The sequence below is a fragment of the Bacillus sp. AP50 genome (assembly GCF_040492675.1).
GTDB lineage: Bacteria > Bacillota > Bacilli > Bacillales > Bacillaceae_G > Bacillus_A > Bacillus_A cereus.
The window spans coordinates 1-1,440 of sequence record NZ_JBEUTW010000479.1; the positions used below are offsets into that span (position 1 = coordinate 1).

Consider the following 1,440-nt stretch of genomic DNA (forward strand, 5'->3'; position numbering starts at 1 on the left):
TTATATTGATATGATATAGTATGTTTAAACCATTTTACTTTTAATAATATAGAGATTTAAATGAGCTGTAACTTCCGAGGAGGATAGCAATGTTAAATCTCCTCAGGGGTTGCAGTTTTTTAATATCTGGCTTATTATTGTAAGGTGGTTGAAAATGAATATGTACATATAGGTACATTGTAGGAGGATTTTTTTCATGCAAAACGGTAAAGTAAAATGGTTTAACGTAACCGTGGACCTCAAGCTACTAACGTAAACAAGAAGTAATTTTTGAAAAAAGAAGGGCTCGCCCTTCTTTTTTTTTGCACTTTTATAGATGTCCTCCTACTTACATATCATAACAAGACTGAATTTTCATTTATTTATTCGGAGTATTTTTGTATAAAGTACATGAATAAATAAATACTGAAAATAAAGTGTTTGTGTGAAAAGGAATTTAGAAAGAGGTAAATAAATTGAAAAACGCTACACATTTCATTGTGTTTGATATTGAAAGGAATTTCAGACCGTATAAATCAGAAGATCCATCAGAAATAGTTGATATCGGAGCTGTAAAAATAGAAATAGGTACAATGAAGATAATTGAAGAATTTTCGGAGTTAGTAAAACCAAGTGCACGATTAACTCGTCATACAACAAAATTAACCGGTATTACGAAAAAAGATTTAATGGGTGTAGAAAAATTCCCTCAAATTATAGAGAAATTTATTCAGTTCATCGGCGAAGGTTCTATATTTGTTTCATGGGGAAAAGAAGATTATCGCTTTCTATCTCATGATTGTACATTATATGGTGTTGAATGCCCAAGTATAGAAAAAGAAAATAGAATTGATTTGCAAAAATTTGTTTTCCAAGCATATGAGGAATTGTTTGAACATACGCCAAGTTTACAATTTGCGGTAGAACAGCTCGCTTTAACGTGGGAAGGAAAACAGCACCGTGCTTTAGCAGATGCTGAAAATACAGCAAATATACTTCTTAAAGTGTATAGCGAGAGAGATATTAATAAGCGATACAAAAGACATGGTGAACTTGAACTTGTAAAAAACGGAAAACTAACAGAAAAAGCGAAAAAAAAGATGCGAAAATGGGTGTTTAAAGAACTAAAGAAAAATACAGAACGCCCTTTTGAATGGAGTACATTTGAAAGTGGTGACACGTGGGAAAGTATAACGGAAAGATATTATATAAGTGAAAATACAGTAGAACTCCTGAAAAAACATTTTCGTACAGCAGTGAGAAAAGCGGAACGACAGATTAGGTATTTGGCTGAGATGGAGGAGAATACAGAGGTTAAATGAATTGCTCCTCCATCTCTAACTACATACATGTAATAACAGCGTATTGATATTAAATAGGCATCAACTTGTTGTTGTGATTGTACATTATAATTGCTTTGGGAGTGTTAAGACGTAATAAGAGTTTTAAACTGTATTAATA

1 protein-coding gene is annotated in these 1,440 nt (G+C 32.0%); it reads left to right on the forward strand.

Going from position 1 to position 1,440, the window contains the following annotated elements; translation table 11 throughout:
- Window positions 1–455 precede the first annotated feature (455 nt).
- Window positions 456–1,301 (forward strand): exonuclease, encoded by an 846-nt coding sequence (locus ABWK52_RS25060; protein WP_000786417.1) that lies wholly within the window; start codon window positions 456–458, stop codon window positions 1,299–1,301.
- Window positions 1,302–1,440: the final 139 nt, after the last annotated feature.